This is a genomic window from Paraflavitalea sp. CAU 1676 (assembly GCF_029223285.1).
Classification (GTDB): domain Bacteria; phylum Bacteroidota; class Bacteroidia; order Chitinophagales; family Chitinophagaceae; genus Paraflavitalea.
On the sequence record NZ_JARHUJ010000008.1, the window covers coordinates 477,921 to 502,521 of the forward strand.

Annotated in this window: 14 protein-coding genes; 9 read left to right on the forward strand and 5 right to left on the reverse strand. The window is 49.7% G+C overall.

Annotation, left to right across the window (positions count from 1 at the left end):
• Positions 1-283: 283 nt before the first annotated feature.
• From P2H89_RS26705 to P2H89_RS26730, 6 genes are all read left to right on the forward strand, one after another.
• A complete protein-coding gene (locus P2H89_RS26705; protein WP_275832858.1) occupies positions 284-2,518 on the forward strand; it encodes a bifunctional alpha,alpha-trehalose-phosphate synthase (UDP-forming)/trehalose-phosphatase in 2,235 nt (744 codons plus the stop codon).
• A complete protein-coding gene (locus P2H89_RS26710) occupies positions 2,505-4,283 on the forward strand; it encodes a glycoside hydrolase family 15 protein (protein ID WP_275832860.1) in 1,779 nt (592 codons plus the stop codon). The genes P2H89_RS26705 and P2H89_RS26710 overlap by 14 nt, the downstream gene beginning before the upstream one ends.
• Before the next feature lie 22 nt (positions 4,284-4,305).
• Entirely contained in the window at positions 4,306-5,553 is a 1,248-nt protein-coding gene (hutI, locus tag P2H89_RS26715) for an imidazolonepropionase (protein WP_275832862.1), read from the forward strand.
• Between the two features lie 28 nt (positions 5,554-5,581).
• Positions 5,582-7,606 (forward strand): site-specific recombinase, encoded by a 2,025-nt coding sequence (locus tag P2H89_RS26720; RefSeq protein WP_275832864.1) that lies wholly within the window; start codon positions 5,582-5,584, stop codon positions 7,604-7,606.
• A 30-nt stretch (positions 7,607-7,636) separates the two neighbouring features.
• A complete protein-coding gene (locus P2H89_RS26725) occupies positions 7,637-8,701 on the forward strand; it encodes an arginase family protein (protein WP_275832866.1) in 1,065 nt (354 codons plus the stop codon).
• A 143-nt stretch (positions 8,702-8,844) separates the two neighbouring features.
• Positions 8,845-13,242 (forward strand): hypothetical protein, encoded by a 4,398-nt coding sequence (locus P2H89_RS26730; RefSeq protein ID WP_275832868.1) that lies wholly within the window; start codon positions 8,845-8,847, stop codon positions 13,240-13,242.
• Between the two features lie 11 nt (positions 13,243-13,253).
• Here the strand turns inward: P2H89_RS26730 and P2H89_RS26735 are convergent, their stop codons facing one another.
• The 4 genes from P2H89_RS26735 to P2H89_RS26750 form a co-directional block, all read right to left on the reverse strand.
• Complete coding sequence (locus P2H89_RS26735; protein ID WP_275832870.1) at positions 13,254-15,497, reverse strand: patatin-like phospholipase family protein; 2,244 nt, start codon at positions 15,495-15,497, stop codon at positions 13,254-13,256.
• A 127-nt stretch (positions 15,498-15,624) separates the two neighbouring features.
• Positions 15,625-15,999, reverse strand: a complete 375-nt coding sequence (locus P2H89_RS26740; RefSeq protein ID WP_275832872.1) for a LysM peptidoglycan-binding domain-containing protein — start codon at positions 15,997-15,999, stop codon at positions 15,625-15,627.
• A 15-nt stretch (positions 16,000-16,014) separates the two neighbouring features.
• Positions 16,015-16,524 carry a BON domain-containing protein gene (locus tag P2H89_RS26745; RefSeq protein ID WP_275832874.1) on the reverse strand — a complete coding sequence of 170 codons (510 nt, stop codon included), beginning with the start codon at positions 16,522-16,524 and terminating at the stop codon, positions 16,015-16,017.
• A 153-nt stretch (positions 16,525-16,677) separates the two neighbouring features.
• On the reverse strand, positions 16,678-18,684 hold the full coding sequence (locus P2H89_RS26750; protein ID WP_275832875.1) for an ATP-binding cassette domain-containing protein: 2,007 nt from the start codon (positions 18,682-18,684) through the stop codon (positions 16,678-16,680).
• A 172-nt stretch (positions 18,685-18,856) separates the two neighbouring features.
• On the opposite strand from P2H89_RS26750, the gene P2H89_RS26755 reads away from it, so the two are divergent.
• The 3 genes from P2H89_RS26755 (at position 18,857) to P2H89_RS26765 (ending at position 22,633) form a co-directional block, all read left to right on the forward strand.
• A complete protein-coding gene (locus P2H89_RS26755) occupies positions 18,857-19,450 on the forward strand; it encodes a DUF3347 domain-containing protein (RefSeq protein ID WP_275832877.1) in 594 nt (197 codons plus the stop codon).
• Positions 19,447-21,795 (forward strand): TonB-dependent receptor, encoded by a 2,349-nt coding sequence (locus P2H89_RS26760; protein ID WP_275832880.1) that lies wholly within the window; start codon positions 19,447-19,449, stop codon positions 21,793-21,795. Before P2H89_RS26755 ends, P2H89_RS26760 begins: the two co-directional genes overlap by 4 nt.
• 109 nt (positions 21,796-21,904) lie before the next feature.
• Positions 21,905-22,633: an Abi-alpha family protein gene (locus tag P2H89_RS26765; RefSeq protein WP_275832882.1), complete on the forward strand. Its 729-nt coding sequence runs from the start codon at positions 21,905-21,907 to the stop codon at positions 22,631-22,633.
• Positions 22,634-22,827: 194 nt separating this feature from the next.
• Here P2H89_RS26765 and P2H89_RS26770 read toward each other — a convergent pair whose 3' ends face one another.
• Entirely contained in the window at positions 22,828-23,910 is a 1,083-nt protein-coding gene (locus P2H89_RS26770) for a DUF4365 domain-containing protein (protein WP_275832884.1), read from the reverse strand.
• Positions 23,911-24,601 lie beyond the last annotated feature (691 nt).

The window sequence follows — 24,601 nt, forward strand, 5'->3', positions numbered from 1 at the left end:
ACCAATAGTCCCGCCAAAAACGTTTGTACAGGAACTTCCACATTTTAATGTAATTGTAATGTGGTTATAAGACCCGCCTAATACCTCGCCTATACATTTACAACCAGGGAATTATATACTCATACCCCGGCTATTGCCTGTTGTCAGTCAACAGGGCCACCCAGATAACACCATGCTGGATAGCTTCCCTTCCCGTTTGCGGTACGCATTACCCAAACTGGCCTCTTTTTTGAAAACCATTTAGTAATCATTTTAAATAATCCGTACCCCTAATATATTTACCATGGGTAGACTATTCATTGTTTCCAACAGGTTACCGTTTTCTGTCGATCGGGATGGAGAGCAGGTGACGATAAGGCAGAGCTCCGGAGGGCTGGTCTCTGCAATAAAAAGCTACTTCGAAAGCGACGCTGCTGCAACCGGTAATTTCGAAGCAAAGATGTGGATGGGCGTGGCCGACTTCTCCAATGAAGACTGGACAGCCGAAGTAGAGCCACGTCTAAAGAAATACGACTTCACAGCATACCCGCTGTTCATCGACAAAACGGTCTATAAGGACTATTATAACGGGTTTGCCAACTCCGTGTTATGGCCCTTATTCCACTATTTCCCAAGCCTCGTAGACTACCAAACAAATTATTATGACGCCTTTGTACAAGTGAACAAAGCATTCGCCAACCGCCTCGCAGAAGTGGTGAAGCCCGGAGATACCGTGTGGATCCACGATTACCAGTTGATGCTGTTGCCCGAAATGCTGCGGGCTGTGCAACCCGAAGTCAACATCGGCTTCTTTTTACACATACCATTCCCGTCGTACGAGATATTGCGCCTCATGCCCGCCGAGTGGAAAACAGCGCTCTTGCGTGGCCTGTTGGGTGCCGATCTTATCGGGTTTCATACGCACGACTATGTACAACACTTTATGCAAAGCGTAAAGATGTTGCTGGGCGTAGATAATTATTTCTATACTATGCAGTACCAGGACCGGCTGGTCAAGGCCGATCTGTTCCCCATCGGTATCGATTACAAACGCTTCCACAATGCCGCCTACGATACCGACGTGCTCGACCTGCGCAACGACATTAAACGCAATTTCGAGAACAAGAAGATCATCTTTTCGGTCGATCGGCTCGATTATACCAAAGGGCTCATGGACCGGCTCAATGGGTTCGAATACTTCTTGCAACAACATCCTGTCTGGCAGGAGAAGTTGGTATTTGTGCTCAATATAGTTCCATCCCGGGATGAAATACCAGCGTATCTCGAAAGGAAAAAGCAGATCGAAGAAAAGATCGGCACCCTCAATGGTAAGTTCTCGACGATCAGCTGGCAGCCCGTCATCTACCGGTACAATCACCTGCCATTTAATGAGCTCTGTGCGCTGTACCAGGCGGCCGATATAGCCCTCATCACACCGCTGCGCGATGGCATGAACCTCGTGGCCAAAGAATATGTAGCCAGTTGTTCAACGCAGAGGGGTGTGCTTATCCTGAGCGAATTGGCCGGCGCCGCCAGTGAGTTGAATGAGGCACTGCTGGTCAATCCGACCGATGTGGTCGATGTATCCAATGCCATCGAAAAGGCATTGCACATGCCTTCGCACGAACAAAAGAACCGCATGGCCCTCATGCAAAAAAGGCTGGCCGATTACGATGTCGTGAAATGGGTCAACGATTTCCTCGACCAGCTGGTGAGTGTGCGGAAAGAACAAATAAAGATGCAGACCAAACTGCTCGACGAAAAGATATACAAACGCATCCATCAGCATTACCAGAAGGCGCAGAAACGTTGCCTCCTGCTCGATTACGATGGCACCCTCGTATCCTTTGCGCGGCTGCCGCAGGAAGCTGTACCCAGCAAAGAGTTAAAGGAACTGCTGTACAAACTCGGCAGCGACGAAAGGAATCACGTGGTCATCATCAGCGGCCGCGATGCAGAAGTGCTCGAGAAATGGCTGGGCCACCTGCCGCTCACGCTAGTAGCCGAGCATGGCGCCAGTTACAAAATGAAAGGCGAAAGCTGGCAGCAGGCTATACCATCTTCCGATCAATGGAAAGAGGTCATCAGGCCCATCATGCAAATATTCGTAAGCCGCTGTGTGGGATCATTTGTAGAAGAGAAGAACAATACCATCGCGTGGCATTACCGCAATACCGCCGCCGATCTCGGCTTCAGCCGCTCACGCGAGTTGATCAACAACCTCTCGCAAATGGTGCAAAATACCATGTTGCAGGTAATAGATGGCAACAAGGTCATAGAAGTGCGCATGTCGGGATTCGATAAAGGGGTAATGGCCCTGCGCATCGTCAATGACCTCAGTCCCGATTTCACCCTGTGCATCGGAGATGATACAACCGATGAAGATATGTTCAAAGCGCTGGGCAGTAAGGCCTACAGCATTAAAGTAAGCAATGGAATAACAGCTGCACAGTACACCGTATTTTCTCAAAGAAAGGTGTTACCACTGTTGGAGCAATTGTTGACACCTTTAACTGAAAGAGAATATGCCGGTGCATAAATACAACATGGGCATCATAGGTAATTGCTCCTACCTGGCCTACATAGATTTGAAAGCAGATGTAAAGTGGATGTGCCTGCCACGCTTCGACAGCAGTTTCCTGTTCGGTTCCCTGCTCGATGAAGAAAAAGGCGGCCACTTTTCAATATTGCCAGCCGCAGAAGGGTACACCGTCCGGCAGTACTATATACCCAATACGAATGTCTTGTGTACCGAGTTTACCGCGTCCGATGGCAGTTTCGTAGTAAAGGATTGCGCACCGCGCATGTTCATCCACGAACGCCAGTTCAGGCCGCTTATGCTCATCCGCAAGATAGAATTGATCCAGGGCGATCCGGCTATCCGGGTCACCTGCGACCCGCGGGGCGACTATGGCAACCTGGTGCCCGAAACCACCACCGGCAGCAACCATATCCGGTACATGAACCTCAACCAGCAGGTACGCCTCACTACCGATATATCGCTTACCTATATCCTCAACAAGCAGCCGTTCATCCTCGACCAGGACCGCTACCTCGTGCTCACCTACGGCGAGCCGCTCGAAGCACCGCTCAAGGAAACCTGCGATGAGTTCCTGCGTAAGACCATCCACCACTGGCAACAATGGATCAAGAGCTGCTACCTGCCGGATATCTACCAGGACGAGATCATCCGCTCGGCCCTCGTGCTCAAACTGCACCAGTATGAAGATACCGGTGGCATCATCGCATCGGGTACCACGAGCCTGCCAGAGTTTCACGATAGCACCCGCAACTGGGATTACCGTTTCTGCTGGTTCCGCGATGCACACTATACCCTGCGCGCCTTTAACCAGATCGGTCACTTCGAAGAACTGGAAAAGTATTTCGATTTCGTACACAACATACTCGCCAATGCCGGCAATTCCTTACAGCCATTGTATTCGATAGCAGGAGAGAAGGACCTGGAAGAGCTGAGCATTGATCTCAAAGGTTACCTCGGCAACCGTCCTGTACGTATCGGCAACAAAGCCTACGTACAGGTGCAGCATGATGTGTACGGACAGGTATTGGTGAGCCTGCTGCCCCTCTACACCGATCAGCGCATTACCTTCATGCGTAAATACAATTACCGCTCCATCGTGCCCTGGCTGCTCAACCAGATCGAGCGAACGCTCACCCTGCCCGATTCCGGATTGTGGGAGTTCCGCAACCAGGTACAGGTACATACCTACACCTTGCTATTCCATTGGGCAGGCGCCAAAGCGGCCTTCAAGATCGGCGCGGTATTCAACGACCAGCCGCTTATGCAGCAGGCACAGAAACTGGCCGCCGCAGCCCACAAAATGCTCGAAGAATCCTACGATAAGGAGCGAAAGGTCTATCCGCAGGCCATCGGCACGCCCAACCTCGATGCCAGTACCTTGTCGATGGTGACCATGAATTACCTCGATCACCATTCTCCCCGCGCCAAAGACCATATTGCGGCACTCGAAAAGGAACTGCTGGCCGATCATGGACTGTTCTACAGGTACAAGCACTACGACGATTTCGGCTTTCCCGAAACCACCTTCCTGGTATGCGCCTTTTGGTATGTGGATGCGCTCGCCTGCGTGGGCCGCACCGATGATGCCATCCGCAACCTCGACAAGATATTATCCTTCAGCAACCACCTGGGTATATTCAGTGAGGATGTGCATGTGGATGGATCGCAATGGGGCAACTTCCCGCAAACCTATAGCCACGTGGGCCTCATCAATGCCGCATTCCGCATTGCCCGAAAGGTCGACAAAGTAGATTTCTTGTAAAGGCATTCCCTATCTTTACGGCATGCCTTCACTACTGATCAAAAACATACAACAACTTGTCGGCGTACGTGAACAAAGTCCCTTGTTACGCGGTGTTGCATTGGCACAGTTGCCTGTCATCCACAATGCCTGGCTGCTGATCGAAGACGATACCATTGCTGCTTTTGGCAGCATGGACGACCTCGATACAACACATCACCATACCGTCACCACCTATGTGCACGATGCCGCCGGCGCCTGCGTATTGCCCGCCTGGTGCGATAGTCATACACACCTCGTGTTTGCTGCCAGCCGCGAAGAAGAGTTTGTATACAAGATCAAAGGCATGAGTTATGCGGAGATCGCGGCCAAAGGAGGCGGCATCCTCAACTCGGCCCGCAAGCTCCACGACGCTTCTGAAGATGACCTGTTCAACAAGGCCTGGAAACGCCTCGAAGAGGTCAGCCACCTCGGCACCGCCTCCATCGAGATCAAGAGTGGCTACGGCCTCACGGTAGAAGGCGAATTGAAGATGCTGCGCGTGATCAAAAAATTGAAACAACGATCTGCCCTCGATATCAAAGCCACCTTCCTGGGCGCACATACCTACCCGGTCGAATACAAGGAAAACCACGAAGGCTATATACAAAGCATCATCAATGATATGCTGCCCGTCATCGCCCGCGAAAACCTGGCCGATTATATCGATGTGTTTTGCGAAGAAGGATTCTTCTCGCCCGAAGAAACGGAACGCATTTGCCGGGCAGGCATGCAGCATGGACTTAAACCAAAGATCCATGCCAACCAATTGAACCTCTCTGGTGGCACCCAGGTTGGGGTGAAGCTCGGCGCCATCAGTGTCGATCACCTCGAAACCATGGACGAAGACGCCATACAAACCCTGGCCCAGTCCAATACCATCGGCACCCTGTTGCCGACAGCCGCCTTCTTCCTGCGCATGCCCTTTCAACCGGCCCGCGCCCTCATCGATGCGGGCTGTGCCATAGCACTCGCTACCGACTTCAACCCGGGTTCATCACCCAGCGGCAACATGAACCTCATGCTGGCCATGAGCTGTATACAAATGAAAATGCTGCCCGAAGAAGCCATCAATGCAGCCACCCTCAACGGCGCTCATGCCATGGAGCTGGGCCATCAAACCGGCAGCATCACCATTGGTAAAAAAGCCAATCTTATACTAACCAAACCAATACCATCGTTAGCGTACTTGCCCTATGCATTCGGGTCCAACCTCGTCGATAAAGTAATGATAAAGGGAGCCTGGTTGTAAAATGTTGTAAATTCATGTATAGCACACGATGAAGATCCGCAAGAAAAAGAACGTAGATCCATTGGTCGGGTTCCTGCAACAGCGGCCAAAGGTTTCTATCAAAGACAGAGAACATTCGCTCGATTACCTCATCACCTTTATTCACCTCATAAGGCCCAAAACAAGTAAGCCCGAAGAAGCCATACAGAACTTCGGCAGGGTATTGGCCTTTATGCACCAGCAGCCCCAGGTGGTGGGTGAGCTGCGCACTGCCATTCTCGCGCAGCTCATCAACAGCAACCTCTTGCCCATGCTTACCGAAAGTGGGGTAACCGTATCGAGAGGCGTAGGGCGCGAGTTGTATGCCAGGTTCAAACATAAGTTCCTGCCGCCCGTGCAGGATACCAATGATTTCCTATACCTGCTCGATCGCATCTTTTACAAACACCAGGATTATCTCTGGGTAGAAGAGATAGGACATGCCCGCTGGGTACAGTTCTTCGAAGCAGTGGGAGTGTACCTAAAAGGTCGCGAGCCTGTCATCACCCGCCAGGCCATGGTGGCCATGCAGGTATTATCGGCCGGTGTGGCGCAACTGGGTTGGGAAAATGCCATCATCAAAAGTGCCCCCTTCAAAGAGCCGGAGGATGACAATCCCTTTGCGGTACAACAATACCTCGTGTATGAATTGAAGGAGCTGCTCATCCACGACGCTCATCCCGATGAGATACGGCTGGTTCTTCAGCGGCTGCGCCAGGTGTTGGCAGAAGACCTGGAGGTAGTGCAATACATCCGCAACCAGACGGCCGAAAAAGGCGCCAGTCTCTCCCAAACTTATATACTCTTCCAGATAGAGCAGAAGCTAGACCGTATGCAGCTGCTCCTCGATACCGTCGATGTAGACCAGCGCATGGATACGGCGCGATTGGCCACCCTGTTCATGAAAGTGGTGCGCAACGAAAACCGTAAGAACAGTATACTGGAGTTTCTGTCACAAACCACCGGTTACCTCGCCTACCAGATCACCGAGCACAAAACAAAGAAGGGCAATAAGTACATCACCTCATCGCCGCTCGAATACTGGCAAATGATCCTCAGCGCCATGGGCGGCGGCCTGATCGTCTGCTTCGTAGCCATCATAAAAGTATTGCTGGGCAAAGTACACATGGCGCCCTTCTGGCACGGGTTCACGTATAGCGTCAATTATAGTATCGGCTTTGTAGCCATCGAAGAAACAAAGACCACCCTCGCTACCAAGCAGCCGGCCTTTACTGCCAGTGCAGTAGCCAGCTCGCTCGATACCCGCAAGGCCGATGATACGCCGAACCTGTACAACCTCGCCGTAACGGTGTCGAAAGTATCCCGCAGTCAGATCGCCTCCTTTATCGGCAACCTCATCATCGTGTGGCCCGTCACCTATCTGTTGGCCTGGCTATATGATCTCTGCTTTGGACAGCCTCTCGTAAGTGGTGAGGCGGCCATGAAAATGATTGAAGGGCAGCACCCCTGGCATAGCCTCTCACTGCTCTATGCCTGTAATACCGGCGTCTTCCTGTTCCTCAGCGGCATCATTGCCGGGTATGTACAAAATAAGATCAATTACGGGCGCATTGGCCGCCGCATCGAGGAGCACCCCTTCCTGCGGCAATACATATCCCGCAACCGCCTCGGGCGCATCGCCCGTTACCTCGACAGCCATGCCGGCAGCCTGGCGGGCAATATTACCCTCGGATTCTTCCTGGGCATGGCCACCACATTTGGCGACCTGTTCGGCATCGGATTCGATATCCGCCACATCACCATCGCCGCCGCCAATACTTCCATCGGATTGTATGGAGTCGGCTGGAATCATGTATCTTTCAGTTATATGGCCGTCGTAATGGTCGGCGTACTCGGCATCGGCTTCTTCAACTTCCTGATCAGTTTCGCACTGGCATTCATTGTAGCCGTACGGTCGAGGGGCGTTCACCTGCGCGACTACCCGGAGTTTCTGGGCATACTCTGGAAATACTTCCGTTCCCACCCCCTGGATTTCTTCAGACCGAGAAAGAGGCTGCAGCCCGATGCTGCATAACATAAATCATCTCAAATACTCTTTAAAAGAATGAAGCACTTCAAAACATACGATAAGCAGGATGTACTGTCGCTTACCAGGCTACGAAGGTTCGAAACCAGGCTGGGCGAAAGCATCCAGGTAATAGCCGACAAAGCCCATTGGGAAGAATCGCTGGCGCAATCTACCGCCCGTTATATAATGTTGGGTATACCCGAAGATATCGGCGTACGCGCCAATCATGGGGTAGGGGGCACCGATTCCATCTGGGTACCGTTCCTCTCCGCATTCTTAAATATACAGAGCAATGACTTCCTGGTGGGTGATGAAATCTTGCTGATGGGTCATTTCGATTTCGGCGATCTCAAATACGTCATCGAACAAAATGCTCAGAGCTACGACGAAAAGATCGATGCCTACCGCCATGCCGTCAATACCATCGATGATGAAGTGGAAGAACTCATCCGCCACATAACAGCCCTCAAAAAAGTGCCTATCGTCATTGGTGGCGGGCACAACAATGCCTACCCGCTCATTAAAGGCGCCGCCAAGGGATTGCACAAAGCAGGCATCCTGCCCCTGGCGCAGATCAACAGCATCAACCTCGATGCCCATTCCGATTTCCGGCCGGCCGAAGGGCGCCATAGCGGCAACGGCTTCCGCTATGCCGAAGAAGATGGATACCTGCAGAAATATTGCATCATCGGACTGCACGAGAACTACCTGCCGCAAAATGTTTGGCTCGATATCGTGAACAATCCGTTCATGGATTTCATCACCTACGAAGACATATTCGTGCACGAGAAGCGCACCTTTATGCAGGCCGTAGCCCACGCTACCACTTTCACGGAAGATGGTTACACCGGCATCGAACTCGATCTCGATTGCATCGAGAAAACCCTGTCCAGTGCACTGACACCCGCAGGCATACTGCCGCTCCATGCCCGCCAGTACCTGGCCTTTACCGGGAGCGACAGCAATGTAGCTTACCTGCACATATGCGAAGGAGCAGCACAGCTGGCCGATGGCCGCAAAGACGAAACCACCGGCAAGCTGGTAAGCTACCTGGTGAGTGATTTCATCAAAGCGCACGACAATACCACCCAGGTGGTTTAACCCTTTTACATAAGTAATAATACCCTTGCCCCTAAGCCGGATAATCAGTAGATTACAGTACAGAATTCCCGCCGTTTAAGTATCCCCTGTACTGAATTCCGTGCCCTGGTAAAATAGTTTCACCAAAACTTACCAGGACGACTATGCCTACCATTTCCGGCGCAAAACTCAGCAATGCCCTCGGGCAGTTTACCCGGCGCTATGCACCAGCTTTCATTACCCTCATCCTCTTGGGCGGAGCCTTCTTTTACTACACGCGCGTGGTGATGCAAAGGAACCGGGAAGACCTCCTGTCGAGGTCGTTCAGGGGCCTGCAAAGCATTGGTAGTAACATCCGGTCAAAGATCGTCGTATACGCCGATCAGAACAGCCAGCACTTTCTCCGGGATATGGATTCGTTAAAAACTATGAACAGTCCCGATACAGGGCTGCTGGAGAAAGAATACGGACTCACCTTCCTCAAAAGAAATCCCGGCAGCGGAGAATCGCCAACTGTCAAGATAGCCAGGGCTGGTCAATGGAAGATCTTTTTTACCGTCGATGATACCCTCCAGGCAGTAGCGCGGATGGCCGAATTTGTACAGCCCTTTCTGCGCAGAGACCTGTTCCATCACTATTTTCTGGCGTATGACAAACACGTTGTTTTCGATGAGCTCAATATGTCGCACGACACGATCCCGGCCATCTGGAAAGGCCGGGAGATAAAAGATACGGTTACCCGCGAAAAGCTCACAGAATACAGCATCGTGGAATTGGTAGAAACAGGCGGTAAAAAATACCGGCTGTTCCACATGCCCTTCACCGTGCAGGGAACCCATCACTTTGTGATCGGCGGGTACATGCCACTCGAAGAATACAATGCCCGCAGCACGAAGATCATGGGCATCTTTATCATGTGGCTGGTATTCGGCATCGTAATCGTGGTATTGATGTTTCCCCTGCTCAGGATCTTTTTGATGAACCGCAGCGAGCGCCTCAACGCCCGCGATGTGCTGAATTCCTACATGTCGATCCACCTGTTGGCCTCCATCCTTACGATCATATTGGTAAACCTGTACGTATACTGGGCCTTCCTCAAACCACATTCCGACCAAACCATGCAGGACCTGGCCGGCCAGATGCAAACCAATTTTTTAACAGAGGTCAACGATGCACTTGATGAGATCACCGAAGGCGAAAAAGAACTGATCAGGTTTGCACAGGAACGTACAAGGCCGGGAGAGCCAACCGCCTGGCCCGATCTGTATCAATACAATCCCGCCGATTCAGAATACAGGGTGTTGCGCACCGGCATTTCAAGAGGCGAAACGGATCCATACAGAACTGCCTACCTCCGGAAAAAGTATCCCTATTTTGAACACCTCATCTGGACCGATTCCGCCGGGCAGCAGATCATCCGGTGGACCAACAAGAAAATGGTGCCCCATAAGGTAAATGTGTTCACCCGCGATTATTTCCAGGCAGTCATGCAGGGGGCTCTGTTTCGACGGGATACTACCGAATACTACCTGTCCGCCATCAAATCCTGGGTGGCCGACGAAAAGCTCGTCAGCATCGCAAGAAGGTCGCACCTGCCATTGATGGTACAGCAAACGCCCATGAAGGATACTGTACTCAAACAGCAATTATTACGCGACCTGTCACGCCCCAAAGTAGTATCCCTCAACGCACCGCTGCGGTCCTTATTCAACCCCGTATTGCCATATGGTTATGGATTTTGCCTGGTAAACGAAGAGGGAGATGTGCTGGTGCACAACGACCTCAACCGTAGCCTCAACGAAAACCTGCTCCATGAATGTAATGAGGATATGCAACTGGAGTCGCTGCTCAACACAAACGCCACCGGGTTCTTTAATGCCGGGTACTCGGGAACCAATACCCGGTTTTATGTGCAGCCCATACAGGGAATGCCCTATTACCTCGTTACCTATTTCGACCGGGAGATATTATGGAACCAGGACCTCGATATGGTAAGCGCAACAGCCATCCTGGTACTGCTCAACCTGGCGCTGATCCTCCTGCTGGTGCTCACGGCCAGGATACTGAAGATCAAAGCCATCTCCAAAGCCGTTTTCTTTATCTGGCTCGAACCCAAACTGGACCGGTACGAAGCTTACCTGAAAGTGTCGATCACCTTCGGGATCATGGCCCTGGGGCTCTTATTATTCATCTTGTTCGAGAATGGCGTAGATGGATTATACCTGGTGGGCGTATCGCTCGGCTTAACCTACATCATGGTAGTCTATTCCTACATCGCTTATAATTATAGTGACTGGAAAAAAAGCCGCCAGCATCGCGGGTGGCATGCCAGTTTCATCGATTTCCTCAAACTCGAAAAATACACCCTGGGCATCCTGGCAGGGGTATACCTGGCATCCTGTAGCATATTCCTCATCAACCTCAACAAAGGAATAGGCTGGTTCCTGATTACGCAGCTGGCATTGCTGGCTGCCATATATTTCATTGAACGGGCAGTACAAGTGAGTACTGGTCAGCAAACCGGATCAGCCGGTCAGCCCACCGAAACAACGAAAGAGTCCCCGCGCAACGAGCGGTTACCCCACCAACGTTCCTTTGAGTTTTGGTATCACTGCTCGGTATACGGTTTTATCACCGCCACCGCCATCGTACCGGCAATACTGTTCTTTTCACTCATATGCAGGGAAGAACAGCAATTGGTGCTCAAATACCAGCAGCTCGATTTTGTCAACAATTTCCTGCACCGCAAACCATTTGATTTCTACAAGCAGGATTCCATACCCCGGTTGTCGTACCATTTTCCGGTTCATTATACCTATGTGGCAGATAGTCTTGCGTGGGAAAAACGCACCGACCGGCTCAAAAAAGAAAACACGCGATTCGGAAATCTATACAACGTCATCAAACCATCCTTTTCATCGTACGCCAAAAGAATTGAGTACCTGTCAGACACTACAGGAGGCAAGTTTGCCTGGGATATACAGGCGCTCGATACGTTGAAATTCTGGATGGATGTGAATATGACTGGCACCTTTGCCCGCAGCGACTCCCGCATCTTTGCCGCCAAGCGGCTATCAACAGTACTGGGCACATTTGGAGATCAAACGGGCAAGCGCATCTTTATACAATTACTATTGATAGGAGCGGTCATATTTTTCTTCCTGGGCGTACTCCGCTGGCTGCTGGATGCGCTGATCGATTATACCTTCTTCTTCGATAAAACGAGGGAGTCTCCCCTGCAATTGGTGGATGAAACCTTTACGGCGCAGCAGGATGCCGGATTGCATCCCGGCCGCATGTTCATCATCGGAATGATTAACAGTGGAAAGTACAGTGCCACGATCCGGGAGCTGAAGATACTGGATGGAAAAGCCAGACCATCACCTGGCAAAGGCGCGGGAGATGCAACGCGGATCGGCCTGGCTGATATTGGAATCGTCAATCCGCCTCCCAAACAAGACAGCTGCCTGCGTTACCTGGATGCGCAGCAGGAGGTAGCCGAATATGATTTCTCCCAATTGATGAAAGATGGCAATGACGGTAAGCAACTGGGCAAACCGGCGGAGGCAACAAAAACCATCCTCGTCAGGCATTTCGACCATCGTATGAACGACTTTAAAGTATCGAAACGTAAGCTGGAATACCTCGAATACTTATTGACACTCGGCGAAAAACGCCTGATCATATTTTCCGGTAGCCACTTCGATAAAATGGTGCTACAGGACAACAGCGCCGACAATAAGCCCGGAGAAGACATCTCCGGACGTTGGTATAATATCATGAGCAACTTCACCGTATTCTATTACAAATGGCCAGGGAAGGAAGCTGTAACGCCGCCCTTAGTATTAACATCCGCTGCATCACCAGCGGCTACATCACCAGCACCTCCAACAGTCGGGGAAATCGATGCGGAAGTAATATTCAATTGCATTAACAGGCGTTTTGAAGCAGAATGCCGGCACAGCCACTTTTTATACAGTCTCTACCAACCCATCATCTCCTCCATGCAGGAAGGTATAACACACACGATAGGGCAGGAGCTGAAAGCCGGGCGGCCCGTTGAAAAGATCATGGCAGAACAATTTGATATCCTCAGCCTCAAATTGCAAACGCTGGCGCACTATTATTTTCTCTCTTTGTGGCAATCCCTCACCCGGCATGATCAGTGGGTGCTATACGACATTGCCTGCGATGGACTCATCAATCTTCGAAACAGGGATGTGGCCGAAAACCTGCATGCCCTGGGCATACTGAATATCAATGGCAGCACCACCGGGTATTGTGTCATGAATGAAAGTTTCCGGCAGTTTGTACTTACGCGCATTGAAAAGCGCGAGATCATGATCGACCGGGGAGGGCAGGACCCTGGCCATAGCTGGAACAGGTTTCAGCTGCCCGTCATACTGGTAGTGGTAGCCGTGAGTGTATTCCTGTTTACCACCCAGCGCGATGCATTCAACAACCTTACCGCATGGCTGGGTGCTGCCGCCAGTGCCATTGCCATATTACTACGTGGGCTCGATATGTTGTCTGCTCCCAAAGCAGCAGAAGCGGCCAGGTGATACGCTATCCCTTAAAAAGGAATACCGAGGTTCACGTACGATTGAAAGCTTCTGGTTTGATCGCAGTACATGGCGCTGATCTCCAGCGGCCCCAAAGCGAAATTATAAGCGAAGGTGAGGGCATAGCCCGAAAAGAAATCGCGTGTAGTGAACAGGCCCACGTCCTTGACAAAATTGTTGAAGAGCACATTGGCCCTGCCCATCAGGTAAGTATTGTTGAACACCTGCCAGCGGATACCTCCCTGCAAAGCGGCCACACTGGCCGAGTATTCCGCACCCTCGGGTAAGCCGGCAAAAGTGATCTGGTTGCGGAAAGTTCTGGTAAGGCCACCAATAACAAATTCATTCAGCGCGTTGTCCGAATAATTGAAATTCGCGCCCCCCTGGAAATTGAACAGCAGCGTCGATTTCCGGGTCAGCGGGGTATACGACTCCAGGTTCACGTTGGTGCGGTAAAAGCTGCGATCGCTGACGACGATCAAGCCACGAGGTAGTTCAACGCCGTTTTCATAAAAGCGCATCCGGGAATTCTGTGGGGCCACCCAGCCCGCTTCAACATCGAGCTTAATGCCCCGCCGGGGGTAAATGCTTTTGTCGAGCGAATTATGGTTGAGGTACACGAAGGGCGTAAAGAACTTCTTACTGCCTTTGAACTCTACTTCCGAAGAGATCTTGGGATTGTATTTTACCCATTCAAGACGGCCGCCGGCACCCACGGTAAACTGTCGCTTGGCCGAGAACTGCAGTTTGCTGCCGAATTTGAAAAAGTTGAGGTTGTATAAGCCGTCCTGCTTCGACTCGGTATACGTACCAATGTCGAAATTGTCGTACTGCGTTTCCAGGATCATGGCCACATTCTTCAGGCGGCCCAGGTATTGCAAATGCTCACCGCGAATACGGAAGGTTTCTCCGATATTGACCGTTACCAGGCTGCGCGAATTGGGGGTAAAGAAGTTACGGGCAGTCAGGTTGGCGATCAGGCCCACACCGGTAAAGCGGTTATAATGCAGGCCCAGTTTGGCAAACGTGAGCGGGTACTCGGTTACGTCGAAAATGATCTTGGAAGTGCCGTCCGTTTGTGGCTCCAGCGAGTAGGTAACGCGGCTATAATAGCGGGTGCCATAAGCCTGCCGCACCATATTGGCCAGCCGGCGGGCCGTATAGAAAGTGTTGGTCTCGAAGTTCATGGTATGCACGAAGAACTCGGCCGACGTTCGATCGGTGCCATGCACTTCGTACGATGAGATCACTACGCCATGTACTTGAGGCAAACGGTTTACTTTGGGAACAGGCGGTCCGTAGATCGCGTTGAGCGAATCGGCCAGTGCTTTAAAGCGGGGATACAGCTTGCGGCCCTCCTCCAGGCCGAGCTCCATCAACTCCTTGGCATCGCCAAAGCTTCCCATGCTGTACTTCTCCATGTTGAAAGGAACATAGATATCGCACTGGGCCACTTCTTTCTTATTGTCTTCCGCTTCGCGGAAGAAAGCAACCTGCAATAAGATCTGCAGGGCATTGCGCACTTTGTCCGAAGGCATCAGTCCGGTAGCTACATTGCTGCCGATCACATAATCAGCGCCCATTTCTTTCACGTCCCTGACCGGGAAGTTGCGCACCAGGCCACCGTCGATCAGCTTCTTGCCATTGTATTCAACAGCGGTGAATACCGAGGGGATCGCCATGCTGGAGCGGATGGCGCTGATGATCTCGCCTTCTTTCATCACAACGGCTTCGCCGGTGCCTACATCGGTACCAATGCATCGGAAGGGAACGCTGAATTTGGAAAAGTCTTTTTCGTTATAGACGGGGAAGAAGAGTTCGGAGAATTTGAGCCAAAGTTCCTGACCCTGTAAAACACCGCTGGGCAGGCGGAACCGGTGGTTCACCCACGGTAGCTCGATCACGTATTTGGCATACTCGTCTTTTTCTTCCATGAAAATGCTGCGAAGCGAGGATTGGTTGCTCAGCAACAGGTCCCAGTCGATGGCGCGGGCGATCTTTTCGATGGAGTCGGAAGTATAGCCAACGGCATAGAGACTGCCGATGATGCTGCCCATGCTGGTGCCGGTAATGTAGTCGATATTGAGGCCGGCCGAGTCGATGGCTTTGAGGATACCGATATGGGCGAGCCCTTTGGCACCACCACCGCTGAGTGTAACGCCGATCTTGGGCCGGGAGGCCGCAGGCAAAGCACTCGGTTGAGCGAAAGCCAGCACGGAGCACAACAGGAGGATACAGGTTACACTGAACTTCATGACCACTCGGGGTTAAGGTGTAATTTACAATTTACAACCGCATCTATTACAAAATAAAAGCCGTTCCGTTTAATCGGAACAGCTTTTTTTGAAAGAAATGTTAAAACGGCGGTGGTTGCCTCGCTGCCTACTTCCTCGGTATCTTCAGTTTCCACCCCACCTGAATCTTATCCGGATCCTTGATCAGGTCGGTATTCGCAGCATGGATGTCTTTCCAGGTCATGCCAAACTTCTTCCCGATCTTGGTCAGGTTATCACCCGCAACCACTTCATATTCTTCCGGTGTGGCATTCGCCGCAACGGTGATGTTCAACACCAGGTCCGAAGCGCGGTAATCCGGGTCGATCTTATCATAGATCTTCCACAGGTCATCCTTTACTGAATAGCTGGGCGCTTCGCCATCCACATACAGCACATTGTCCTGTTCGCGAACCTGCAGGTTGGTAACACCCGAGCCACGGGCGGCATCTACCAGCTCTTTGTATTTGTCTTGTAAAGCCATGGTTTGGTCCCTCCGCTATTTAATGGTGAGTTTGTTCTCGATCTTTTTAGGTTTTAAAGCATGCAGGGTCGGCATCAATACCTGTAATTCGGCTTTCTTGATATTGCCGGTAAGTGTTACAACGCCGTCCTTCACATCCGCCTTAACGCCATTGTAGGCCTTAATGGCCTCTGTAACGGCATTTCGCAAGGTCTCGTCGGGAGAGATCACTACGGGTTCAGGAGCTGCCGGAGGAGGCGCAACGGTAAGGTTGTTGTTCACCTGCTTAACGCCCGGGATGGTCTTAACGGCCGACTCATACGCCACCTTCGCCGTTTCGTCGGTCACTTCACCGCTCAGCGTTACCACACCTTCCTGCACGGAAGCCCTGGCAGTGCCCAGCCCTGAGATGGTTCTAACCTTTTCGTCAATCGCCATCTGGATATCGCTGTCTTTGACCTTACCCTTACAGGATATCATAAAAACGCCGCTTACTGCGATCAGTAATGAAAGCAGTAAAAGCCTCATGGAGAGTGTTTGCTTCATAGATTAACTTGTTTAATGAACGATAACAACAATACCGTGCCACGGCATCAGGGCGAGGTTTGGGGCAATAAAAGGATAGCGGGTAACGCGCGCACGCGCGTATCCACGGAAAGAAGTCGGGGAAAAACGTTCAGCCAGTAAAAGGAGCGGGGGTTATTGAGATTCCAGCTCTATAATGCTCTCAAACACTTTTTCGTATTGCTCGGAAGTCTCCTTGATCGTATTGTTTATGCTGATGTAATCGCGTTCAGTAGTCAGGAATTTGCTCTTGTCGGAAATGATGTCTGGTGAAGCCAGCATGGCTTCCAACTCAGCCTTACGCTTCGTTAAGGTAGTTATTTTTTCCTCCAGTTCTTTAAAAAGCTTTTGCTTTTTTTGAAGCTCCTTCTTGGCTTCTTTATTGATGGGCTCTTGTTTAACCGGCGCAGGGGCTGGCGCTACAGGAGCGGCGGGTGCAGGTTTTGCCTCTTGTTTGGGCTGGTTGTTCTCTGCTTTCTTATCGTTGTTCTTCTGGTTCTTTTGCTCACCAGCCAGGGCCTTCGCTTCTTCATCCTGCTTTTTCTTCATACGCTCTTTCCAGTCCACCCACTCTTCATAGCCACCGTCGAAATCCTTGATCTGGTGATCTTCGATCGCCCAGATCTTGTTGGCCACTTTCGAAACGAAATAACGATCGTGACTTACGAGGATGATGGTGCCTTCGTATTTGTTGAGGGCCTCGATCAGGAGGTCCACGGTATGCATGTCAAGGTGGTTGGTAGGCTCATCGAGCATCAGGAAGTTCGCTTTGCTGATGATCGTTTTGGCCAGCGCCACACGCGCTTTCTCACCACCACTCAAAACTTTGATCTTCTTATCGGCATCATCACCGCTGAAGAGGAAGCAACCCAAAATGGTGCGCAGCTCCAGTTCAGTCTTCTGACTGCCGGCTTCCTTCATTTCGTCGATGATGGTATTGTTCACGTTCAAAGCCTCCAACTGGTGCTGGGCATAGAAGCTCTCGTCCACATTGTGGCCCCAGCGACGGTCGCCGGTATACGTTTCAACACCGGCAATGATACGCAGCACGGTCGATTTACCTTTACCGTTGGCGCCGATCAGTGCGATCTTATCGCCACGGTTGATCTCGGCATTGGAGTGTTCGATGATCTTGTTGGTGCCAAAACTCTTGCCCACATCTTTCAGCTCGGCCAATACCTTACCGGGCGTTTTATCTACCTGGAAGTTGATGCGCAGACTGGGTCTTTCCAGGGCTACATCTTCCAGTCTTTCGATCTTGTCCAGGCGTTTCATCGCACTTTGGGCAGCGGCAGCCTTGGAGGCCTTGGCTTTAAAACGCTCGATAAAGCGCTCCTGTTGGCGGATATAATCCTGCTGGTTCTCGAACGCACGCTGCGCAAGTTCCATCCGCATCACCTTTTCCGTTTCGTAATAGGCATAGTTGCCGTTGTAGATGTGCATCTTACGCTGGTACAGTTCCACGATCTTCGTCACCATGCGGTTGAGGAAGTATTTATCGTGGCTGATGATCACTACCGAACCCTGGTAATGGGTCAGGTATTTTTCGAGCCATTCGATCGAGGGAAGGTCAAGGTGGTTCGTAGGCTCATCGAGCAGCAGCAGGTCGGGCGCCTGCAGGATCATCTTGGCCAGCAGCACACGCATACGCCAGCCACCGCTGAATTCTTTATAGGGACGTTGCAGGTCGGCATTCGCAAAACCCAGACCTTGCAAAACTTCTTCTGTTTTGTGGTGAATATTGTAGCCGCCCAGCGTTTCCAGCTCGTGCAGCATATCGGTGTATTTGTGCAGCAGCACCTCGTCGCCGGTCTTTTCAAGCTCTTTACCAACTTCCTCGATTTCTACTTCCAGCTGGCGCACCCTTTCAAAAGCGCCCAGGGCAACCTCGAGAATGGAGTCGTTGGTATCGAAGCTCAGCAGGTCCTGGTGCAGGTAACCGATGGAAGTACTACGGCCCCTTTCTACCGTACCGGCAGAAGCGGAGTACTCTCCAACGAGCAGTTTCAGTAAGGTCGATTTGCCGGTACCATTGTACCCGATCAGCCCGATCCGTTCGTTCGGTTGAATATGCCAGGTAGCATCTTCCACAATAGCACGTGCACCAAACTCAAAGGTCATATTCGTAAATCCTGCCAGCATAGTATAAAAAGCTTGATTTGAAACCCCGCAAGTTACACATTATCACTGAAATCCGGGCCCCGAAAATGGCATTTTAAGGCCTTAGGATAGGTTAAATCTTTTAACTTTGCCCAACCAAATCGGGGAGGCACCCCTAACTGCCTCCTGCTCAAATGGAATAAACAACAAAAAGATGAAAAAACTGATCATTGGAGTGCTCGCCGTTGCTGTAATCGGACTCGTGGCCTGGAAACTGTTTGCCGGCAAGGAAGAAGCGCCCCGCGAAAAGCAGAAACCGCTCGCCATTGCCGAAAATACAGGACCCTTCAATCAGTCATATGCGGTCTTATTGAATGCATATTATAGTGTAAAAGATGCACTTGTGGCCAGCGATACCACAAAAGCCAGAGCTGCAGCACAGGGCCTCATTACTGCCTCCGAATCATTGAAAGTCAATGAAATACAGGGCGATAGCACCGGCATGATCAAAGAAACCGCCAAAAGCTATACCGCCAATATCAGCACCACCGCCAAAGTACTGGCCGAAAGCAAGGGCCTCGAAGAGCAGCGCAAGCAGTTCGAAATGATCGCCGATGCCATCTGGAGCCTTACACGCGTGGTCAAGTACGAAGGCCAAAAGCTCTACTGGCAATATTGCCCCATGGCCTTCAACGACAAGGGAGCTTATTGGATGAGCAATGAACCGGTCATCATGAATCCCTATTTCGGCGATGAAATGCTCCACTGCGGAAGCGTGGAAGACTCGCTCGACTATTCCAAAAAGTGAAACAAGCGCTAGTAACGATACTTATCCTGCTTCAACTAATAACCGCTCAGGGCCAAAAACATACCCTGAGCGGTTATGTAAAAGACACCCTCTCGGGCGAGTCGCTCATTGGCGCCACCATCGCCGTTAATGGACACGGCCAGCAGATCACCAGCAACCAATACGGGTTTTACTCCCTCACCTTACCCGCCACTACGTACAACCTTTACATAACATTCGCAGGTTACCTGCCATACCAGCTAACGATCAATCTTAAGGCTGATACGGTACTCAACTTCGAGCTGATGCAGCGGTCCATGATGGAGGCCGTGGTGGTATCCTCGCGCCGGCGAGATGGTAATGTGCAGCAGGCGCAGATGGGGAAGATCGATCTGTCGATGACCCAGGTAAAGGCCGTGCCGGTATTGCTGGGCGAAGTAGACTTGCTGAAGACCCTGCAACTGATGCCGGGCGTACGCAATGCCGGTGAAGGCAATACGGGCTTGTATGTGCGTGGCGGTGGACCCGATCAAAACCTCATCTTGCTCGACGATGCCATCGTGTACAATACCGGCCACCTCTTCGGATTCTTTTCCATTTTCAATGCCGATGCCATCAAGAATATCTCGCTCATCAAGGGCGGCATGCCGGCTCAGTATGGTGGTCGCTTGTCCTCAGTGCTCGATATAGCGATGAAAGAAGGCAATATGAAGAAGTGGGAGGTAGAGGGTGGCATAGGCGCCATTGCTTCACGCATATCTGTACAAGGTCCTATAAAGAAAGACAAAGCCTCCTTCATCCTATCGGCCCGGCGCACGTATATCGATGTGCTTGTGAAGCCCTTCATCAGTAAGAGCAATTCATTCTATGGATCAGGTTATTATTTCTACGATGTGAACATGAAGATGAACTATAAGTTCTCCGAGAAGGATCGCTTGTATTTGAGTGGCTATGTGGGGCGCGATGTGTTCGATTTCCGCAACTCCGTGCGTTCTTTCAATGCCAATATACCCTGGGGCAATGCAACGGCTACTTTACGCTGGAACCATGTATTCAGCCGCAAGCTGTTTGCGAATACCACGCTGGTGTATAACGATTACAACTTCTCCTTTGGGGCAGCCCAAAATGATTTCTCCGTCAAATTATCATCGGGCATACGCGATGTGTCGGGTAAGGTAGATGTAGATTATTATCCGTCGCCCAAGCATAAGATGCGCTTTGGCGGTATATACACGTACCATCGTTTTACGCCCAATGTATTGACCGGCAACCAGGGCACAACGGTTTTTGAACCCAATAACGAAAGCCGTAAGTATGCGCTGGAGTCGGGCGTATATGTGCAGGACGATTGGGAACTGAGCCGGCGCATAAAAGTGCAGGCGGGTTTGCGGTATAGCAATTTTACCCAGATAGGTCCGTATAAGATCTTCGAGCGGGATCCCGATGGCAATAAACTGGATAGTATAGAATACGGAAGTGGCAAACGGGTGAAGGCCTATGGGGGATGGGAGCCGCGGTTGACGGTGCGTTACATCATCGACGACCAAACCTCCTTGAAAGCAGCGGTAACGCGCAATAACCAGTATATTCATTTGGTCAGCAATGCAGGATCCACCTTGCCTACCGATTTGTGGGTGCCCAGTACCTACCGGGTAAAGCCGCAGCAGAGTTGGTTGTATGCGGCGGGTCTTTTCCGCAACTTCAACGACAATACCTTCGAAACCTCACTCGAGGTATATTACAAGTCGATGGATAACCAGATCGAATACCGCGAGGGGTATACGCCATCGTTGAAAGATCCGGAGGAGGAGTTTGTGTTTGGCAAGGGGTGGAGTTATGGGACGGAACTGTTCATCAACAAAACCAGGGGCCGACTCACGGGTTGGATAGGGTATACCTTATCCTGGACCTGGCGCAAGTTTGCCGGATTGAATGAAGGCGAGCGTTACCCGGCCAAGTACGATCGCCGGCACGATATGTCGGTGGTGGCGATGTACGAGATCAATAAGAAGTGGAGGCTGTCGGGCGTGTTTGTGTATGGCACAGGCAATGCTACTACCTTACCGGAACGATTCTATATCGTGGGTGGGGTGCTGACGCAGGAGTATAGTAAGGTGAACCAATATCGTCTGGAAGCTTATCACCGTGCCGATATATCGGCCACGCTCACGCCGAAGCACAAGCCGGGCCAGCGTTTTCAGCAGAACTGGGTGTTTAGTATTTATAACGTCTACAGCCGCCTGAATCCCTACTTCATCTACTTCGACCAGGAGGGCAGTCCCTACGATGGCTCACTTAAAGTAGAGGCCCGTCAGGTATCGCTGTTCCCCATCATCCCGGCGGTGACGTGGAATTTTAGGTTTTAATGAATGGGCTTGCCTCTCAATTCTATGTTGACCATAGACTATATTGGTGTTGACGATAAAAAGATGTATACTGTGTAAGATATTCTTTGTTTAAAAACGGCTAAAAACAATGAGCAATCAAAAAGCAACTGATTTATTAGGCGTCCAACCAATTGCAGAAGCTGTTGATACTGCAGTTACTTTTTCAACAGAAGCAGCAAAGGGTTTTTTGAAACGTGTTTGTGCGCCAGCTTTGGAAGAAATTGGCCTAATGTTAAAGGATCAAGTTCGAAGTTGGCGATTGAATAACATACTGCGGATCTTGCAAAAAGCTAAAGGTAAGATTGATTTTGAGAATGAACAATTACATATTAAAGCTCATCCACGGGTAGCTTTGTCGATTATAGATAATGGATCCCTAAATGATAGTGATGAAATTCAAGAGCTTTGGGCAGGGCTTTTAGCCTCCTCTTGTACGAAGGACGGGCAAGATGATGAAAACCTAATATTTTCTGACTTACTTAAACAATTGACTGTCATAGAGGCGAGAATTCTTAAATATAGCTGTGAGAAAGCATCAAAAGTGGTCTACCCAAATGGATTGTTATTTGCGAATTCTTTAAATGTTACATGTGAAGATCTATTTAAGATTTGTGTAATTGACGATATTTTCAGAATAGACCGAGAGCTTGATCACTTAAGGACTATCGGGTTAATTGGAGGCCCGATAAGCGGGGGATTTGATTTTGGAGATCACTTTTTAAATAATGCAGATATTACTCCTACCGCACTTGCTCTGAACCTATATGTAAAGAGTCAGGGCCACAATGGAAATCCTGCCAAATTTTGGAACATTTGAAACGTGAGTGTTTGATACTTCTTAGGTGGCGATTGGGGAATCGAATTTATGGAAGTGTTGATTTAATTGCGTTCATACTTTCACACATTCCAACAAATTTACCAATTGGGACCCTTCAAACAAAGATCACCAATCTGTCTTATCGCGATTCGTTTTAGTTGATACTAGCCATTAACGCTGCGATTTATATGGATTTAACCAACAGGCCACAAAATGCCTTGTTCAATACTTTGCTTTACCCCAACTAACGATTCGTCTCTAACGGAAGCCGGAAATTTTGAAAAATACTCATCTGCCGTTTTTAAAGTTTCGTCAATGGACAAAAACTTAGAGATTTGCATATATAGCCAAAAACAGAAGTTTCTTCTTTCTTCCTCTACATTTGAATCGAAAGCAATTTCTTTCAAGACACAATGAAGGTCGTTTATCATGTTAATGACTAAGAAAGTCAGGTAGCTAAAACTGCCCCTTGAGATACCCAATTCCATATATGGCAAAACTAATTCGATTTCATTTCGTCTAAAGCATGTGGACATAATGTTACGCAGGTCCTCGAGTTTGTTTTTTTGGTACAATTGCTCGATATTCTTTGCATTCCAAAAAATGTTGGCGTTTGTATAATTGCTAAGAAGTCCTATAATAGTTTGCCTAATAGGTTCTTCCTTTATTCTGGAAAAGCTCGTGATTATATAAAGCCATGTAGCTGTTCTTTCTCGATGAATTGAGTAAAGCGCTTTGAGTCCCTCATAACAAATGTTCGGGCTTGAAGTATTTGCAAACCATTCGAGCGCAAGACCAAAGCGCTCATTATTAGTGTAGGTGTTTTTATACTGAAAACAGTATTCCAAGAAATCTGCGAAAGTGGTTTCTGTAAACTCATTAACTCGATCAACTCTTATATTATGATATTGTTGTTTAAGGACTTCCGGCTTCTTTTTTATATAATCGGTAATGTCAACCCAAAACGCCTTTTTTATTGAATGGTCATAAACGATTCCGATTGCTAGGCTAAGTCCCTGGCTCCAATATTGTAAGTGGGGATTGCCTGCTTTTATCTTATAACCTAAAGAATCCTTATGGCTCTTACCGCTTTTGATTTGAGCGAATACTCCAAAATTGGTCGCTATACCATTTCGCACAAACTCAATATAGCAATCATTTCCTTGATCATTTTCCCTGGAAAAGGGTTGAAAAATGGAATTGTTATCTTGAACAACACCTTGGACAAATCGTACTCCCTGCTGTTCTATTATATTATTGGTATGTCGTTGAGTCATTCTTTTTTGTCGGCGTTATGATTTCTTTTTGCCAATCAAATGGCGCTGCGAAACTTCAATTAAGGTTCTTAAAATTATTAATGAGATCATTAAATGGATCTTATTTTGATGGATCTGCCAATGAATTTAGATCCGTACTGAGGGCCTTGGCAATTTTAAGCAACGTCGTTAATGTAGGATTTGACAATCCAGACTCAAGCCTCCCCACTGAACTATGCGATATCTCCGCTTCATAGGCAAACTCTCTCGTTGAAAACCCCTTCTTCTCTCGTAGTTCCTGAAGATGCTTGCCAAATTCCACCAAGGTCTTGTTTTGAGTTGTCATATATCTGGAAAGTTCAGGCGAACTCAAAAAATAAGTGTACCCGTACTTGGGTACAATCGAAAATTGTTGTTACTTTGTTTTGAATGCAATCAATGCTTCTGGCAGTAAGCTTGTAAAGCACTACTTTTACTGCTTAAATCATTAATGCATTCGCGTTTACGCTAGTCCAGGGTCTGGAAAATCAAGGATACTAGATGTAAAGGCGATGCTCGCGCTTTGGCGTGGGTACTCGTTTCCGTCATCCGGTTTCCAGACCCTGGGACGGCAAGTCGAGACCTGCGCCTCTTCTTTTTAGGCTGTCTCCACTTATTTCATTTTCCCTTTTTTCGCCTGCGTAATTGATCCTTTTTGACTTTCTGAAAGTCA

Excerpts from the sequence above, each read along its gene's own strand:
- P2H89_RS26720 (WP_275832864.1), top strand. The coding sequence starts at position 5,582 with ATGAAGATCCGCAAGAAAAAGAACGTAGATCCATTGGTCGGGTTCCTG.
- P2H89_RS26750 (WP_275832875.1), bottom strand. The coding sequence starts at position 18,684 with ATGCTGGCAGGATTTACGAATATGACCTTTGAGTTTGGTGCACGTGCT.
- P2H89_RS26745 (WP_275832874.1), bottom strand. The coding sequence starts at position 16,524 with ATGAAGCAAACACTCTCCATGAGGCTTTTACTGCTTTCATTACTGATC.
- P2H89_RS26765 (WP_275832882.1), top strand. The coding sequence starts at position 21,905 with ATGAGCAATCAAAAAGCAACTGATTTATTAGGCGTCCAACCAATTGCA.
- P2H89_RS26730 (WP_275832868.1), top strand. The coding sequence starts at position 8,845 with ATGCCTACCATTTCCGGCGCAAAACTCAGCAATGCCCTCGGGCAGTTT.
- P2H89_RS26710 (WP_275832860.1), top strand. The coding sequence starts at position 2,505 with ATGCCGGTGCATAAATACAACATGGGCATCATAGGTAATTGCTCCTAC.
- P2H89_RS26770 (WP_275832884.1), bottom strand. The coding sequence starts at position 23,910 with ATGACTCAACGACATACCAATAATATAATAGAACAGCAGGGAGTACGA.
- P2H89_RS26740 (WP_275832872.1), bottom strand. The coding sequence starts at position 15,999 with ATGGCTTTACAAGACAAATACAAAGAGCTGGTAGATGCCGCCCGTGGC.
- P2H89_RS26755 (WP_275832877.1), top strand. The coding sequence starts at position 18,857 with ATGAAAAAACTGATCATTGGAGTGCTCGCCGTTGCTGTAATCGGACTC.
- hutI (WP_275832862.1), top strand. The coding sequence starts at position 4,306 with ATGCCTTCACTACTGATCAAAAACATACAACAACTTGTCGGCGTACGT.
- P2H89_RS26735 (WP_275832870.1), bottom strand. The coding sequence starts at position 15,497 with ATGAAGTTCAGTGTAACCTGTATCCTCCTGTTGTGCTCCGTGCTGGCT.
- P2H89_RS26725 (WP_275832866.1), top strand. The coding sequence starts at position 7,637 with ATGAAGCACTTCAAAACATACGATAAGCAGGATGTACTGTCGCTTACC.
- P2H89_RS26705 (WP_275832858.1), top strand. The coding sequence starts at position 284 with ATGGGTAGACTATTCATTGTTTCCAACAGGTTACCGTTTTCTGTCGAT.